The sequence below is a fragment of the Streptomyces sp. NPDC059649 genome, assembly GCF_042734445.1.
GTDB lineage: Bacteria > Actinomycetota > Actinomycetes > Streptomycetales > Streptomycetaceae > Streptomyces.
On sequence record NZ_JBHWDV010000032.1, the window covers coordinates 83,453 to 97,113 of the forward strand.

The 13,661-nt window shown below is 74.5% G+C and carries 14 protein-coding genes; 9 read left to right on the top strand and 5 right to left on the bottom strand.

Annotated features, from left to right (window positions below; translation table 11 throughout):
• Positions 1 to 107: 107 nt before the first annotated feature.
• Entirely contained in the window at positions 108 to 782 is a 675-nt protein-coding gene (locus ACFV1J_RS27765; protein WP_385862466.1) for a TetR/AcrR family transcriptional regulator, read from the top strand.
• 21 nt (positions 783 to 803) lie between these two features.
• Here ACFV1J_RS27765 and ACFV1J_RS27770 read toward each other — a convergent pair whose 3' ends face one another.
• The 4 genes from ACFV1J_RS27770 to ACFV1J_RS27785 all read right to left on the bottom strand — a co-directional run bounded on the left by ACFV1J_RS27770 (position 804) and on the right by ACFV1J_RS27785 (position 4,600).
• Positions 804 to 1,127, bottom strand: coding sequence for a DMT family transporter (locus ACFV1J_RS27770; RefSeq protein ID WP_385862468.1), 324 nt, complete (start codon positions 1,125 to 1,127; stop codon positions 804 to 806).
• 152 nt (positions 1,128 to 1,279) lie between these two features.
• Positions 1,280 to 2,287, bottom strand: coding sequence for a ribosome small subunit-dependent GTPase A (rsgA, locus tag ACFV1J_RS27775; RefSeq protein WP_385862470.1), 1,008 nt, complete (start codon positions 2,285 to 2,287; stop codon positions 1,280 to 1,282).
• 14 nt (positions 2,288 to 2,301) lie between these two features.
• Entirely contained in the window at positions 2,302 to 3,675 is a 1,374-nt protein-coding gene (aroA, locus tag ACFV1J_RS27780; RefSeq protein ID WP_385862472.1) for a 3-phosphoshikimate 1-carboxyvinyltransferase, read from the bottom strand.
• Between the two features lie 211 nt (positions 3,676 to 3,886).
• Positions 3,887 to 4,600, bottom strand: a complete 714-nt coding sequence (locus ACFV1J_RS27785) for a M50 family metallopeptidase (protein ID WP_385862474.1) — start codon at positions 4,598 to 4,600, stop codon at positions 3,887 to 3,889.
• 35 nt (positions 4,601 to 4,635) lie between these two features.
• On the opposite strand from ACFV1J_RS27785, the gene ACFV1J_RS27790 reads away from it, so the two are divergent.
• Both ACFV1J_RS27790 and ACFV1J_RS27795 read left to right on the top strand, forming a co-directional pair.
• A complete protein-coding gene (locus tag ACFV1J_RS27790) occupies positions 4,636 to 5,457 on the top strand; it encodes an SOS response-associated peptidase (protein ID WP_385862476.1) in 822 nt (273 codons plus the stop codon).
• A 91-nt stretch (positions 5,458 to 5,548) separates the two neighbouring features.
• On the top strand, positions 5,549 to 6,196 hold the full coding sequence (locus tag ACFV1J_RS27795) for an alpha/beta family hydrolase (protein WP_385862478.1): 648 nt from the start codon (positions 5,549 to 5,551) through the stop codon (positions 6,194 to 6,196).
• Between the two features lie 151 nt (positions 6,197 to 6,347).
• Here the strand turns inward: ACFV1J_RS27795 and ACFV1J_RS27800 are convergent, their stop codons facing one another.
• Positions 6,348 to 6,983, bottom strand: a complete 636-nt coding sequence (locus tag ACFV1J_RS27800) for a helix-turn-helix domain-containing protein (protein ID WP_385862499.1) — start codon at positions 6,981 to 6,983, stop codon at positions 6,348 to 6,350.
• 357 nt (positions 6,984 to 7,340) lie between these two features.
• Between ACFV1J_RS27800 and ACFV1J_RS27805 the strand changes: the two genes are divergently transcribed.
• From ACFV1J_RS27805 to def, 6 genes are all read left to right on the top strand, one after another.
• Positions 7,341 to 8,045, top strand: a complete 705-nt coding sequence (locus ACFV1J_RS27805; protein ID WP_385862501.1) for a sigma-70 family RNA polymerase sigma factor — start codon at positions 7,341 to 7,343, stop codon at positions 8,043 to 8,045.
• Complete coding sequence (rsrA, locus tag ACFV1J_RS27810) at positions 8,042 to 8,428, top strand: mycothiol system anti-sigma-R factor (RefSeq protein ID WP_385862480.1); 387 nt, start codon at positions 8,042 to 8,044, stop codon at positions 8,426 to 8,428. Before ACFV1J_RS27805 ends, rsrA begins: the two co-directional genes overlap by 4 nt.
• 262 nt (positions 8,429 to 8,690) lie before the next feature.
• Positions 8,691 to 10,244 carry an HD-GYP domain-containing protein gene (locus ACFV1J_RS27815; RefSeq protein WP_385862482.1) on the top strand — a complete coding sequence of 518 codons (1,554 nt, stop codon included), beginning with the start codon at positions 8,691 to 8,693 and terminating at the stop codon, positions 10,242 to 10,244.
• Entirely contained in the window at positions 10,241 to 11,611 is a 1,371-nt protein-coding gene (locus ACFV1J_RS27820; protein ID WP_385862483.1) for an HD-GYP domain-containing protein, read from the top strand. Before ACFV1J_RS27815 ends, ACFV1J_RS27820 begins: the two co-directional genes overlap by 4 nt.
• A gap of 319 nt (positions 11,612 to 11,930) precedes the next feature.
• A complete protein-coding gene (locus ACFV1J_RS27825; protein WP_385862485.1) occupies positions 11,931 to 12,917 on the top strand; it encodes a tetratricopeptide repeat protein in 987 nt (328 codons plus the stop codon).
• Positions 12,918 to 12,983: 66 nt separating this feature from the next.
• Positions 12,984 to 13,613, top strand: a complete 630-nt coding sequence (def, locus tag ACFV1J_RS27830; RefSeq protein WP_385862487.1) for a peptide deformylase — start codon at positions 12,984 to 12,986, stop codon at positions 13,611 to 13,613.
• Positions 13,614 to 13,661: the final 48 nt, after the last annotated feature.

Genomic DNA, 13,661 nt, shown 5'->3' on the forward strand with positions numbered 1-13,661 from the left:
ACGGGACGCGCGGACGAGGACGCTGTGACGCCCCTTGACAGCCCCTGACGCCGCCTCAATTCTGTGCGCAAACCGGCCACCTGGGCCGGCGGCCGGGGAGGCGACGGATGCCCGCAGCGCGTGAGTCCTTGCTGGACGCCGCCTATACGGCGCTGACCGCCCGGGCCTGGTCCGACATCCGGATGGTCGAGGTGGCGGCCGCGGCCGGGGTGTCCCGGCAGACGCTCTACAACGAATTCGGCAGCAAGGAGGGGCTCGCCCGGGCCCTGGTGCGCCGGGAGACCGACAACTACCTCGCCGGGGTCGCCAGGGCGCTCGCCCGGGGCGGCACCGGGAGGGCCGGCGCCCGCCGTGACGCGGCCGCCCGGATGGTCGCGGCGGCCGCCTGGACGCTGCGCACCGCACGGGCGAACCCCCTGGTCAGGGCGGCACTGACGGGCTGCTGGGGCGAGTGGCTGCCGGCCCCTTCGCCGTCCGCCGGCCCGGCGCCCGCCGAGCTGGTCGGCCGGTTCTGCGCCCAGGCGGTCGCCGCGCTGGAGCCCGACTGGCCCGCGGAGGAACTGCCCGCCCTGGGCACCGCCTGCGAGACCGCGGCGCGGCTGACGCTGTCCTGTGTGGTGGCCCCGCCCGCCCCGGCTCCCCCGGGGGCGGCACCGCCGGGACGCGTACCGGCCCAGCGGGCGCGGCGGGACCAGGAGGCCGAGGCGGTGTCGCGGCTCGTACGGGGGGCGTTCGGGCGGCCGGCCGGGGACGGCGCACGGGCCGCGGCCGGCCGGGGCTGACGATCCGTCACGGCAGCCGGATCAGTGCGCCCCGCCCGACAGTTGGAGGCCGACGATGCCCACGATGACCAGCGTGATCGAGACGATCTTCAGGGTGGAGACCACGTCACCGAGGAAGACCATGCCGTAGACCGCGGTCCCGGCCGCGCCGAGGCCGGTCCACACCGCGTACGCCGGACCCACGTCGAGCTTGCGCAGGGCCAGGGTCAGCAGCCCGAAGCTGGCGAGCGCGAAGGATGCGAAGGCGATGGTCGGCAGCAGGCGGGTGAAACCGTGCGAGAGCTTCAGGCAGACGGCGAAGCCGGTCTCCAGCAGCCCCGCCACCACGACCAGCAGCCACGCCATGTCCCATTGCCTCCGTCAGCCGGATGAGTGACGACGGGACCGCAGCCTCACTCCTCTGGGGCCCCGCCCGGCGGTCAGCGGCCGGTGACCATGCGCCAGCCTTGGTGTGATTATGCAGTTGTCCCGGGCGGTCGGCAGCGAACTCCGGGAGATCAGTCGCCCTCGCGTCGTTCACGGGTGGCCAGCAGCCGGCGCAGCGAATACAGCCGGGCCGGGTCGGCGTGCCCGCCGGCGACCCACTCGTCCAGGGCGCAGTCCGGCTCGTCGTGACTACAGGCGCGCGGGCAGTCGACGGTGCCCGGCTCCAGGTCGGGGAAGGCGTGGATGACCCGGGAGGGGTCGATGTGCGCCAGTCCGAAGGAGCGGACGCCGGGGGTGTCGATGACCCAGCCCGCGTCACCGGGCAGCGGCAGCGCCAGCGCGGAGGTGGTGGTGTGCCGGCCGCGGCCGGTGACCGCGTTGACGTTGCCGGTGGCCCGGCGGCGCTCCGGGACCAGCGCGTTGACCAGGGTCGTCTTGCCCACGCCGGAGTGCCCGACGAACGCCGTCATCCGGCCCTTGAGCGACTCGCGGACCTGCTCGGCGGCGCTGCCGTCGGCGAGTTCGTCGCGGTTGGTGACGATGGCGGGGACGCCGAGCGTGCCGTACGACTCCAGCAGCGCGTCGGCCGACGCCAGGTCGGACTTGGTCAGCACCAGCAGCGGGTCCAGGCCCGCGTCGTAGGCGGCGACCAGACAGCGGTCGATGAGCCGGGGGCGCGGTTCCGGGTCGGCGAGCGCGGTGACGATCGCGAGCTGGTCGGCGTTGGCGACCACCACCCGCTCGAACGGGTCGTCGTCGTCGGCCGTCCGGCGCAGCGTGGAGGTGCGCGGCTCGACCCGGACGATCCGGGCGAGGGTGTCCTTGGCGCCGCTCAGATCGCCGACGACGGCGACCCGGTCGCCGACCACCGCGCTCTTGCGGCCCAGTTCGCGGGCCTTCATCGCGGTGACCGTACGGCCCTCGATGAGGCAGGTCAGCCGGCCCCGGTCGACGGTCAGGACCAGGCCCTCGGCGGCGTCCTCGTGCTTGGGGCGGATGTTCGTACGGGGCCGGTTGCCCTTGCGGTTGGGGCGGACGCGGACGTCGTCCTCATCGGGGTTCTTGCCGTAGCGGCGCATGGCGGCCGGACCCCTCAGGCTCTCCGGGCCGGGCCGGGCGACGCGGCGAGCATGTCCGTCCACAGGGCGGGGAAGTCGGGCAGGGTCTTGGCCGTGGTGGCGACGTTCTCCACCTCCACGCCCTCGACGGCGAGGCCGATGACCGCGGCGGCGGTGGCCAGCCGGTGGTCCTCGTAGGTGTGGAAGATCCCGCCGTGCAGCGGGCGCGGCCGGATGTGCAGCCCGTCCGCGGTCTCGGTGACGTCGCCGCCGAGCTCGTTGAGCTCCTTGGTGAGCGCGGCCAGCCGGTCGGTCTCGTGCAGCCGCAGATGGGCCACGCCGCGCAGCGTGGAGGGGGAGTCGGCGAGCGCGGCGACCGCGGCGATGCCGGGGGTCAGCTCGCCGACCTCGCTCAGGTCGACGTCGATGCCGTGGATGCGGCCGCTGCCGGTGAAGGTCAGGCCCTGGTCGGTCAGCTCGCAGGAGCCGCCCATGGTGGTGAAGATCTCACGCAGCGCGTCACCGGGCTGGGTGGTGTGCTCGGGCCAGTCCGGGATGGTGACCCGCCCGCCGGTGACCAGGGCGGCGGCCAGGAAGGGCTGGGCGTTGGACAGATCGGGCTCGACGACCAGGTCGCGGCCGAGCAGTGCGCCCGGGGTGACCCGCCAGACGTTGGGCTCGCCGCCCGCCTCCGGGGTGTCCACCTGCGCGCCGACGCTGCGCAGCATGTCGACGGTCATCCGGATGTGCGGCATCGACGGCAGCGCCGCGCCGACGTGCCGGACCTCGACGCCCTGGTTGAAGCGCGGCGCGGACAGCAGCAGGGCGCTGACGAACTGCGAGGACGAGGAGGCGTCGATCTCCACCGCGCCGCCCTCCAGGGCGCCGCTGCCGAAGACCGTCATCGGGAGCGCGCTGCGGTTGTCGTCGTCGATCCGGGCGCCGAGGGAGCGCAGCGCGTCGATGACGCCGCCGAGCGGGCGCTCGTAGGAGCGGGGGTCGCCGTCGAAGCGGACCGGGCCGTCGGCGAGCGCGGCGACCGGCGGCAGGAAGCGCATGACCGTTCCGGCATTGCCGACGTCGACGGTGGCCGGGCCGTGCAGACCGGCCGGGATGATCCGCCAGGCCTCGCCGCCGCCGGGCTGGTCCACGACGCCCGCGGAACCGGCGGAGCTGGAGGAGGCGGTCTCCTCGATGCCGACGCCCATGGTGCGCAGCGCCTCGGCCATCAGGAGGGTGTCACGGGAGCGCAGCGGGCGGCGCAGCCAGCCGGGCTCGGAGGAGAGGGCGGCCAGCACCAGGCCGCGGTTGGTGACCGATTTGGAGCCGGGCACGGTGACGGTTGCATCGACGGCCCCGGGGGCGACGGGGGCGGGCCACAGGGCGGGATGTGCGGGGCTCTCGGTCATGCCCTTACTTTAATGGCTGGGCAAGGGTGCCGATCTTGATCAAAAGTGGCGCAACCCATCCGAAACATGGCACTGGTAGTGCGCGCGCGTGCCGGAAGTGCGGAGCGGGCGGACGTACGGACCGCGCACGGCGGTCGAACGGGGCGCTGCGGACATACCGGGCGGGAGTACCGGGCGTGCCGCCGTTGACGGCCGGGGCCCGCCGATGACGTCACAGGCCGAGCAGCCAGCGCCCGCCGCCCATCAGGGAGCACAGCGTCACCACGTGGAAGAGGCCGAGCCACAGCGCCGCCGGTACGTGGGTCAGCCGCGCCAGCTGGTCCGGGTCGGAGTCCACTGCCCCGCCCCGGCGCCGCTTGCCCATCAGCTCGAAGGGCGGCCGCACCCCGCCCAGCAGCAGGAACCACACCGCCGCGTACCCGAACCCGGCCTGTACGTCCGGGGTGGTGAGCCAGGAGACCAGCAGGAACGCGGCACCGGCCAGGACGACGGTGAGCACGCCGTAGGCGTTGCGGATCATGACCAGCATCGCCAGCAGCAGGGCGGTCGCGCCCCACAACAGCGCCGTGATGTGCCCGGCCGCCAGCAGGGCGGCGCCGGCCAGACCGAGCAGGGACGGTGCCACGTAACCGGCCGCCGCGGTCAGCACCATGCCGAGACCGGTCGGCTTGCCACGGGAAACCGTCAGGCCCGAGGTGTCGGAGTGCAGCCGGATGCCGTCCAGCCGGCGCCCCGTGACCAGCGCGATCAGGCCGTGCCCGCCTTCGTGCGCGATGGTGATCGCATTGCGCGACAGCCGCCACGCGGTGTGCGGGACGACGGCGCCCAGGGCGAGCACCGCCGTGGCGATCACCAGCCAGAGCGACGGGGCGGGCTGGGACCCGGTGACCCGGCCCCATATGTCGGTGAGGTGGTCGGTCTCCATGTCTCCCCTTCGTGTGGCATGGCAGTGTGGCATGCATGTGCGGGAGGTATGCAGCGAGTCGTCGCCCCGAGGACCTGGTCGGCCTGTTCGGGGTGCAGCAGTGGGAGCCCGAGGAGACGCTGGCGCCCAGTTGGAACGTGGCGCCGACGGCCACCGTGCACGCGGTGCTGGAGCGTCCCCTCAAAGGTGAGGGCGCTCCCGACGGGCCGGTGCGCCAGCTGCGGCCGCTGAAGTGGGGGCTGGTCCCGTCGTGGTCGAAATCACCCGACGGCGCGGCACGAATGATCAATGCGCGGTCGGAAACGGTCCACGAGAAGCCGTCGTTCCGGCGGGCCTTCGCGACCCGGCGCTGTCTGCTCCCCGGTGACGGCTACTTCGAGTGGGTCACCGAAGCGGCCGAGCGGGAACTGGAGGAGCAGGGCCGGAAGAAGCGGCCCCGCAAGCAGCCCTATTTCGTGACGCCCGCGGACGGCTCCGTGATGGCGATGGCCGGGCTGTACGAGTTCTGGCGGGACCGCACGCTCCCCGGCGACCACCCGATGGCCTGGTGGGTGACCTGCACGGTCGTCACCACCGCCGCCGAGACCACCCCGCTGGCCGGGGCGGACGGCGGCGCCGGCCCCCAGACGCTGGCCGAGATCCACCCCAGGATGCCGCTGGTGCTGCCCCCCGACCGCTGGGACGCCTGGCTCGACCCGGACCGCACGGACCCCGACGAGCTGCGGGAGCTGCTGGCGCCCCCGCCGCCCGGCCTGTTGCGCGCCCATCCCGTACCGACCGACGTCAGCAACGTCCGCAACAACGGGCCCGAGTTGCTCACCGAGCTCGACGGGCCGGAGGTCGGCACGCTGTTCTGAGCCGGTGCGCACCCGGTCATGCCCGGGCCGGCGGCCGTCCGACGGGCGTGGGGCGGTGCCGTTCGCGCCCGGGCGCGGGCAGGATGGGCGTATGAGCACAGGGGCGAAGGAGACCGAGACGGTCGGGACGCCGGCGGGCGAGGCCCGGATCACGTGGTTCCGCGAGGCGACGCCGGCACGGGCCGTGGTGGCGGTGAGCCACGGCGCCGGCGGCGGCATCGAGGCGCGTGACCTGCGGGCCCTGGCGGCCGCGCTGCCGGCCCGCGGCTACCCCGTGGCGCTGGTCGAGCAGCCGTGGCGGGTGGCCGGCAAGAAGGTGGCGCCCGCGCCGAAGACCCTGGACGCGGCGTGGACGGCGCTGTGGCCCGCGCTGGAGAAGCCGGGACTGCCGGTGGTCGCCGGCGGCCGGAGCGCGGGCGCCCGGGTGGCCTGCCGTACGGCCCGCGACCTGGGCGCCGAGGCCGTACTGGCGCTGAGCTTCCCGCTGCACCCACCGGGCAGGCCGGAGAAGTCCCGGGTGGACGAGCTGACCGGCGCCGGGGTGCCGACGCTGGTGGTGCAGGGCGGCCGGGACCCGTTCGGCCGGCCCGAGGAGTTCCCGCCGGGCACGGAGCTCGCCGAAGTGCCGTACGGCGACCACGGGTTCGCGGTCCCGAAGAAGGCGGGCGTCGACGAGGCCGCGACGATGGCCCGGATCAGCGACGCCGTACTCGCCTGGCTGGACGGGCTCTTCGGCTGAGCCTCGACGGAGGCCCGACGGGGAGCTGAGAGCCTACGGCCGGGAGCCGGGAGCCGGGAGCCGGGAGCCGGGAGCCGGGAGCCGGGAGCCGGGAGCCGGGAGCGGCCCCGCGTCCCCGGTGAGTGCCCGGGCGGGGGGGGAGTCTCCGGACTCAGTCGCCCTGCCCGCGCGGCCGGGCCCGGACGTGCATCCGCTCGCCCTGCCGCCCGAAGAGGCTCAGCACCTCCACCGGCGTGCCGTCCGCGGCCCCGAACCAGTGCGGCAGCCGGGTGTCGAACTCCGCCGCCTCCCCGGCCCGCAGCACCACGTCACGGTCGGCCAGCAGCAGCCGCAGCCGCCCGGACAGTACGTACAGCCACTCGTAGCCCTCGTGCGTCCGCGGCTCCGGTGGGCCGGCGACGGGATCGATCACCAGCTTGAACGCCTGGAGCACCCCCGGCTGACGGGTCAGCGGCACCACCGTCATACGGCCGCGCCGCTGCGGCACCGCGCGGATCCGGGGGTCGCCCACCTCCGGCGCGCCCACCAGCTCGTCCAGCGGCACCTGGTGCGCCCGGGCCAGCGGCAGCAGCAGTTCGAGGGTGGCCTTGCGGCCGCCGGACTCCAGGCGCGAGAGGGTGCTCACCGAGATGCCGGTCGCCTCGGACAGCGCGGCCAGGGTCACCCCGCGCTCCTGCCGGATCCGCCGCAGCCGGGGCCCCACCTCGGCGAGGACCCGGTCGTACGCCTGGTCCGGTGCCGTTGGGGCGCGGTCGGGGGAGGCGCCGGCCGCCGGGGCGCCGGCCATCCGGTCCGACGGGGTGCCCGCAGTGTCATCGTCCACGGTTCCATTGCCGAACCGGCAACCCCATTTGTCAACCCGTGGGCGGCAAAACCTCCGGAAGAAGATCGCACGGAGCGGGAATGCCCGGGCCGGGGCGGCTGTTGTGGCTTTCGTACGGACGCGCGTACGTACAGCGAAGCACGAGGAATGGGAGTCCGCCGCATGGGAATCGCTTGCCCGGCCCGCCCGGCCGCCGACCTGCCGTGGTCGCAGATGCAGGTGGGAGAGCCCACCCTGGCCGGAGCGGCGGCGGCACCGGATCGTCGTCTATTCTCCGAATCGAGTGGGTCCGCTTCAGGATCCGTGACGGTGTTGGAGGAGGTGGGTCCGGTCACCGGTACCGACGCAGGGACCGACGGCTCGGCCGAGGAGATGTCCGACCGCCGGCAGGAGGGTGCGGCCGAGCGCAATGCGCGCTTCGAGCGGGACGCGCTCACCTTCCTGGACCAGATGTACTCCGCCGCCCTGCGCATGACGCGCAATCCGGCCGACGCGGAGGACCTTGTCCAGGAGACGTACGCCAAGGCGTACGCGTCGTTCCACCAGTTCCGCGAGGGCACCAACCTCAAGGCGTGGCTGTACCGCATCCTGACGAACACCTTCATCAACTCCTACCGCAAGAAGCAGCGCGAGCCGCAGCGCAGCGCCGCGGAGGAGATCGAGGACTGGCAGCTGGCGCGTGCCGAGTCGCACATGTCGACGGGGCTGCGCTCCGCCGAGTCCCAGGCGCTGGACCACCTCCCCGACTCCGACGTGAAGGCCGCCCTGCAGGCGATCCCGGAGGAATTCCGCATCGCGGTCTACCTCGCCGACGTCGAGGGGTTTGCGTACAAGGAGATCGCGGACATCATGGGGACACCCATCGGCACGGTGATGTCCCGTCTGCACCGCGGCCGGCGCCAACTGCGCGGCATGCTGGAGGATTACGCCCGCGAACGCGGGCTGGTTCCGGCGGGTGCGGCCACTGCGGATCCGCAGGCCGCGCGGACGTCGGAGTCGCACGACCGGAAAGGCTCGGGATCATGAGCTGCGGAGAGCCGCACGAGAAGGACTGCTCAGAGGTCCTTGACCACCTTTACGAGTATCTCGACCGGGAGATGCCCGCAGGGGAGTGCGCGGAATTCCAGGTGCACCTCGACGAATGCTCCCCGTGCCTGGAGAAGTACGGCCTGGAGCAGGCCGTCAAGAAGCTCGTCAAGCGCTGCTGCGGCCATGACGACGTCCCCAGCGACCTGCGCTCCAAGGTCCTGGGCCGGATCGACCTCATCCGGGCCGGCGAGGCCGTGCCCGAGGTGAGCGTCCTGGACCAGGCCCGGCACGAACAGGCCCAGCGGGAGCAGGAGGCGCGTGAGGCGGAGGCCGGCGGCGACTCCGGCACGGCGGCCGACTCCCGCACCGCCGACGCCTGACGCCCGGGCCCGGCAGGGCCTTCCGGGCCACCGACTCCCCGCCGCGATACACGGACCGCGGCCGTGCGGGGCGAAGACCGCGGCACATCACCCCAATGAGTGAGGGGCGGGGCGATTCCTCCCGCCCGATCCGCTGATGCGCCTTCCCGGGCGCGCCGGCCCCTCTATTCTCACCGACCCGAGCGCGCTGCGGATGCGGCGTGCCGAAGGCCGTCCCCGTCCCGGGGCGGGGCGGAGCCGGCGGCAGGGTGAGGAGGGCGCGATGCGGGAACTTCCGGCGGCCGCGCGGGGGTACATCGGCGGCACGGCCCTGGCCGCCGCGCTGTGCACCGCTCCGGCATTACGGCCGGACCCCGGCGCCCCCTGGGGCACCGCCCTCACCCTCGCCGCCCTGTACGCACTGGGCGAACGGATCCCGCGCTGCCCGCTCCTGGGCCGCCGGCTGCCGGACCGGACGCGGTCCGGCGGCGGAACGGGCTGGACCAGCCCCCTGGTCCTCGCCGGGGTCTTCCTGCTGCCGCCGGCCCTGGCCGCGCTGGCCGCCGTCCCCGGGGCGCTGCTCGCCCCCGTACGGCCCCGGGCGGCCACCGCCCGCCGGATCTGGCACGCCGCCGAGCAGGCCCTCGCCTGTTGTGCGGCCGCCGCGGTCTTCCGGGCCCTGGGCCATCCCGCGCTGTCCGCCCCGCGGTTCCCGCTCCTGCTGCTGCCGGCCGTGGCCGCCGCGGCGGTGTTCTGCGCGGTGCTCGCGGCGCTGGACGGCGGCATCCTGATCGCCGCCGAACGGCACCCGGTGCGCACCGCCTGGCGCGGGCTGCTCGCCGGCGGTCTGGCCCGGCACCTCGTGCACGGTTTGGCCGGGCTGATGATGGCCGTCCTGTGGCACAGCTCGTACGGGCCGCCGGCGGCGCTGCTGGTGCTGCTGCCGATGTGCCTGTCGTGCTGGGTCTTCGACCGCTGCCACCGTGAACGCGCCGCTCACCAGGCCACCATACGGGCGCTCGTCCAGGCCGTGGACCTCAAGGACCGCTACACCCGGGGGCACGGCGAACGGGTCGGCCGCGCCTCGGTGATGATCGCCCGCGAGCTGGGCATGACGGAGGACCGGACCGAGGTGCTCCGGTTCGCCGGCATCCTGCACGACGTCGGCAAACTCGGCGTGCCCACCCGGCTGTTGCGCAAGGACGGGCCGCTGACCCCGGAGGAGCGCCGGGTGATCGAGCTGCACCCGGAGTACGGGCACGAGATCGTCCGCGGCATCGGGTTCCTGGGGGAGGCGCGGGCGGCGATCCTGCACCACCACGAGCGGCTGGACGGCCGCGGCTACCCGTACGGTCTGCGCGGCCACCAGATCCCGGAGTTCGCCAGGGTGGTCGCGGTGGCCGACGCCTTCGACGCGATGACCTCCACCCGGTCCTACCGCCGGGCCCGGCCGGTGCCGGTGGCCGTCGCGGAGCTGCGCAAATGCGCCGGTAAGCAGTTCGACCCGCGGATGGTGCGGGCGCTGGTGGCGTCGCTGCACCGGTACGGCTGGGACCCCGACCTGGTGACCGCGGCGGACGACGGACCGGGCGCGGCCCGGAGCGGAAACGTCACGCCTGAACGGGCGGAGAGCCGCGCCACGGACGCCCGTACCGGGGAGAGCCGCGCCACGGACGCCCGTACCGCGGACGCCGGGGGCGCGGAAGCCCGTACGGCTGACGCCCGGGGCGCGGAGGGGCCCGGTCCGGAAGACCGCGGTGACCGGCCGGCCGGCACGGTGCCCGAGCCGGTGCCCGGGGCCGCCGGACGGGCCGGGTGGGGCGGTGGACCGCGATGAGCGGTGCCCGTGGCGAACCCCCGGATACCCGGCGGACCGGCCGTCCGACGGCCGACGGCCGGCCCACCGCCGTGCCGGACGGCCCGTGGCCGCCCGTCCGCCGGCCCGGAGGCCGCGCCGTCGTCGCCGCCGTCCACACCGCCGCCGCCGCGCTGGCCTGCTGGTCCCTCGGCCACACCCTGTGGGCCGGGCTCGACCAGCCGGGCATCGCGCTGGCCTTCGGGCTGCTGATCGCGGTCGGCGAGCTGGCCGCCTGCGGCCCCGCGCCGGCCACCGGACCGGGGCGGGCGCCGGACGACCGTGCGGCCGCCCCGCTGGGCGCGGCCGGGGCGCTGGCGTACGCACTGCTCGGGGAGGCGGGCGGCCGGCCGACGACGCACGGCGTTGCGCAGACCGTGGCCGTGGTCCTGGCGGCCGGCCTGATCGGTGTCGTCCCGCAGATCGCGCGCGGCCGCGGCACGGCGTCGGACCGGCTCGCCCGCCGGGTGCTGACCACCGGGTTCGCCGCCACCTGCTTCCAACCCCTCTACAACACCGGCACCTTGCACAGCTGGGTCGCGAACGGACCGGTTTACCCGCTTTTCCTGATCGGCCTGCTGGCGCTGACCACGCTGTGTGACGCCGTGCTCGCCGCGACCCTGGCGCACGCCCGCACCGGCTGGCCGTACGGGCCGCTGCTGCGCGACGAGTTGCGGGCGCTGCCCGGCATCGGCACGGCCGTCTGCGCCACCGGCGTGGTGATCGCGCTCGCCACCGCGGTCGCCGGGCTGTGGGCACTGCCGGTGTTCTGTCTGCCGCTGCTGCTGACCCAGTTCGCCTTCGGCCGGTTCGCGGCGGTGCGCACCACCTACCGCCAGACCATCGCCTCGCTGGCCCGCGCCACCGAGATCGCCGGGTACACCCCGCACGGCCACGCCCGCCGGGTGGCCGCGCTCAGCCGCGCGGTGGGCCGCGAACTCGGCCTGACCGAGCCGGACTTGGACGTGCTGGAGTACGCCGCCCTGATGCACGACATCGGCCAGCTGTCCCTCCTGGACCCGGTGCCGGACGGGGCCACCGCCCCGCTGCCGCCCGCCGAGCAGCGCCGGATCGCCCTGCTGGGCGGCGCCGTTGTCCGGCAGACCGGGGTGCCCGCCGAGGTCGCGGTGATCGTCGAGCGGCAGGCCGACCCGTACCGGGACCAGCCGGTCACCGCACGTATCGTCCGGACCGTCAACGCCTACGACGACCTGGCGGGCGGCGCCGGCGGGCCGGGCGGCCGGCTGCGCGCCCTGGAGCGGCTGCGGCTGGCCACCGCGCAGGACCACCAGCCGCGCGTCGTCGAGGCGCTCGCCCGGGTGCTGGCCCGCGGCGGCCGGGAGGTGTGAGAAGGACCGCAGCCGCCGCGGTCCGGCCCGTGCCGCCCCTGGTTCCCTCCACTTGCGGAATTCCTCCCGAGGTGCCAGAACCCATGGGTAATGAGCGCCCTTCGAGACGGGCATGGTTGGATGCGAAGGAAGCCCCTGCAAGGAGAGTCCCAGGGGGTTCAGGGGGTCGGTGAAGGGCATCAGCCGCAGGGGGAGCAGCAAACCAGGCTGAGCCCGACGGCAATCTGTGGCAGGTTGTCGAGTGGGCCCCCGGAAGGGCCCCGGGAGCCGCCCGGGAGACCTACCGAGCGGCATCGAGAGCAACCAGCAGGCGGGAATCGTGAGGATCTTCGGCAAGGTACGGCACCGGCCCTCCGCCTCGTGGCGGCAGGCGACCGACCGCGCTTTCACGCTGATCGGTGACGGCCGTTACGAGGACGCGGGGGCGCTGCTGACCCGGGCCGCGGACATGGAGCCGTGGCTGTCGGAGTCCTGGTTCAACCTCGCGCTGCTGCACAAGTTCCGGCACGACTGGGAGCAGGCCCGGGCCGCCGGGCTGCGCGCGGTGGCGCTGCTCGACCGCGAGACCGGTGCGCCCGACTGGTGGAACGTCGGCATCGCCGCCACCGCCCTCCAGGACTGGCCGCTGGCCCGCCGCGCCTGGCAGGCGTACGGCCTGAAGGTCCCCGGTGAGGGCTCCCCGTCCGGCGAACCCGTCGGGATGGCCCTGGGCAGCGCCGCGGTCCGGCTCTCCCCGGAGGGCGAGGCCGAGGTGGTCTGGGGCCGCCGCCTGGACCCGGCCCGCATCGAGGTGCTGTCGATCCCGCTGCCGTCCTCCGGGCGCCGCTGGGGCGAGGTCGTGCTGCACGACGGCGTCCCGCACGGCGAGCGGACCACGTCCGACGGGCAGGCGTACCCGGTCTTCGACGAGATCGAGCTGTGGGCGCCCTCCCCGGTCCCCACCTGGGTGGTGCTCCTGGAGGCCGCCACGGAGACCGACCGGGACGCCCTGGAGCGGCTGGCGGCCGACGCCGGCTTCGCCGCCGAGGACTGGTCGTCCTCCGTCCGCCTGCTGTGCCGTACGTGCTCGGAGAGCCGGATGCCCAGCGACGAGGGCGACGGCGAGCACCTGGACCCGCACGACCACAGCGAACCGGGCCACCCCGGCCCGCTGGGCCACCGCACCGCGGGCTCGGGCTCGCTGTGGGTGCCGGAGCGCGAATGCGGTATCGCGGCGCCGGCCGGGCTGGTCCGCGGGCTGCTCGACGGCTGGGTCGCGGACAGCCCGGACACCCGGGAATGGCGTGATCTGGAAGAGGTCTGCTGAGCGCCGAGCCGTCCCCGTAGGCTGTACGACGTCCCATCGGGGTTTTGAGGAAGGCGTACGGCGGAGATGGCCCAGCAGGACAGTGATCAGCAGGAGAGCGTCGAGTTCATCGTCGACACCGAGGACTGCGAGGAGCGTGAGCGCGCCCACCGGGAGCGCGGCACCTCCCGCCCGATCACCGTGGTCGGCAACCCGGTGCTCCACAAGGAGTGCAAGGACGTCACGGAGTTCGACGACAACCTGGCCCAGCTGATCGACGACATGTTCGCCAGCCAGCGCACCGCCGAGGGCGTGGGCCTGGCCGCCAACCAGATCGGTGTGGACCTGAAGGTCTTCGTCTACGACTGCCTGGACGACGAGGGCGTCCGGCACGTCGGCGCGGTCTGCAACCCGGTCCTGGACGAGCTGCCCGCCGAGCGCCGGGTGCTGGACGACTCCAACGAGGGCTGCCTGTCCGTGCCCGGCGCGTACGCCGAGCTGGCCCGCCCCGACTACGCCGTGGTCCGCGGCCAGAACGCCAAGGGCGAGCCGATCGCCGTGCAGGGCACCGGCTACTTCGCGCGCTGCCTCCAGCACGAGACCGACCACCTCTACGGCTACCTCTACATCGACCGGCTCTCCAAGCGGGAGCGCAAGGAGGCGCTGCGGCAGATGGCCGAGCGGGAGCCGCGCTACCCCGTGGTCCCCAACGACTGAGCGGACGCGGAACGACCGGCGCGCGGGCGCACGTCCCCGGTGGGGGCG